General features: G+C 67.0%; 2 protein-coding genes. Both read right to left on the reverse strand.

All coding sequences use genetic code 11. The features are described 5' to 3' along the window. Positions 1–110: 110 nt before the first annotated feature. Complete coding sequence (locus ACFV6I_RS39320) at positions 111–1,214, reverse strand: DUF475 domain-containing protein (RefSeq protein ID WP_380431064.1); 1,104 nt, start codon at positions 1,212–1,214, stop codon at positions 111–113. A gap of 157 nt (positions 1,215–1,371) precedes the next feature. After that, positions 1,372–1,950, reverse strand: a complete 579-nt coding sequence (locus ACFV6I_RS39325; protein WP_063347439.1) for a TerD family protein — start codon at positions 1,948–1,950, stop codon at positions 1,372–1,374. Positions 1,951–2,149 lie beyond the last annotated feature (199 nt).

Consider the following 2,149-nt stretch of genomic DNA (forward strand, 5'->3'; position numbering starts at 1 on the left):
GACGCCCAGGGGGGGCACAACGACGCCAACCGCGGGTGCGCCGCCCCCCCCCGCCCCCACCCGCCCGCCCCCGTGAACCCGGTCGGGGCCCTTAGCGCCTACCCGGCGGGCTACTCGCCGGTACTCGTACCCACCAGTTCCGGTTCGTCCTGCGCGCCCTCGCGCCGGTTGCGCAGGATCGACGAGCCGAGCGCCAGCCCGATGAAGGCGACGCCGATCAGGCCGGTGACGATCTCCGGGATGTGGTACTTGATCCCGACCAGCAGGATCACCGAGAGCGCGCCGATCGCGTAGTGCGCGCCGTGCTCCAGGTAGACGTAGTCGTCCAGGGTGCCCTTGCGGACCAGGAAGACGGTCAGCGAGCGGATGTACATCGCGCCGATGCCCAGGCCCAGGGTGATCTGGAAGATGTCGCTGGAGATGGCGAACGCGCCGACCACGCCGTCGAAGGAGAACGAGGCGTCCAGGACCTCCAGGTAGAGGAAGAGGAAGAACGCGGCCTTGCCGCCGACCTGGAGGATCGACTTGCCGGACTTCTCGGCCGCTTCCTCGCGCTCGGCGTCCTCCTCCAGACCCGATTCGAAGATCGAGGAGAGGCCGCCGACCACGAGGTAGGTGATCAGGCCGAGGACACCGGCGAGCAGAACGGTTTCAGCGTGCTCCCCGGCGAAGAAGTTGGAGGCCAGCACCAGCACGACCAGTGCGACGACGCTGGAGAAGGCGTCCAGCTTGCCGACCTTCTCCAGCGGGCGCTCGATCCAGCCCAGCCAGTTGTGCTCCTTCTCGTCGTCGAACACGAAGTCGAGGAAGATCATGAGCAGGAAGACGCCGCCGAAGGCCGCGATGGCGGGGTTGGCCGCCTCCAGGTACTGGCCGTAGGTCAGGCCGTCGTGCGTCGCGTTGGAGTGCAGCGCGAGGTCGATGACCGTCGCGGGGTTGAGCTTCGCGGTGAGGCCGACCACCAGCAGCGGGAAGACCAGCCGCATGCCGAAGACGGCGATGAGCACGCCGACGGTCAGGAAGATCTTCTGCCAGTACGGGTTCATCCGCTTCAACACCGTGGCGTTGACCACCGCGTTGTCGAACGACAGGGAGATCTCCAGGATGGAGAGGATCAGCACGATGCCGAATCCTTGGGCCCCCCAGAGCAGTCCGGCCGCGATCAGGCCTAGGACGGTGATCGCGAACGACCAGCCGAAAGTGCGGAGGAACACGGGACTTGGTTACCTTTCGGGTTTCGGGCCGTGCCGGGGGCGGCCTCGTCCCGAGACGCCCTGACCGGGCCGGGCCCGGTCAGGTCACCCCCGCACTGCCTTCTGTTCTCATGATCGTAGGTTGGGTGCGATTGTTCTGATTTTCGCCTTTTCGCCCTTACTGTACGTTTACGCCGAAGTCGAGGGCGATGCCGCGCAGGCCGGAGGCGTAGCCCTGGCCCACCGCGCGAAACTTCCACTCGCCCGCGTAGCGGTACAGCTCGCCGAAGATCATCGCGGTCTCGCTGGACGCGTCCTCGGACAGGTCGTAACGGGCGATCTCCTGGCCGTCGAGGGAGTTGGCGACCCGGATGTAGGCGTTGCGGACCTGCCCGAAGTTCTGCAGCCGCGCCTCGGCGTCGTAGATCGACACCGCGAAGACCACCTTGTCCGCCTGCGCCGGCACCAGGTCCAGGTTGACCAGGACCACCTCGTCGTCGCCGTCGTCCTCGCCGCCGGTGAGGTTGTCACCGGTGTGCTCGACCGAGCCCTCGGGGCTCTTGAGGTTGTTGTAGAAGACGAAGTACTCGTCACCGAGCACCCGGCCGCCACCACAGATCAGGGCGCTCGCATCGAGGTCGAACGGTGCGCCCGTGGTCGAACGGGCGGACCAGCCGAGGCCGATCTGGACCTGCGTCAGGTTCGGCGCGGCCTTGGTGAGCGAGACGTTCCCGCCCTTGGCGAGCGTGACCACCATGACTGTTCTTCCTCCCTTGCCTTCTCCCGGGGCGCGCCTACAAGGTGTAGTCCCCCACGGCCCGGGCCGGCCCCGTTTGGCCGGCTGAACTTCCTGAACTCACATCCTCGCAGCGCACGGAGCCGGCACTAATCAGGGGGGGGGGGGGGGGGAGGGGCGAGAAGGTAGGGGGCCAGCACACAAAACAACACAACGCACC

The sequence above is a fragment of the Kitasatospora sp. NPDC059803 genome (assembly GCF_042732255.1).
Classification (GTDB): domain Bacteria; phylum Actinomycetota; class Actinomycetes; order Streptomycetales; family Streptomycetaceae; genus Kitasatospora.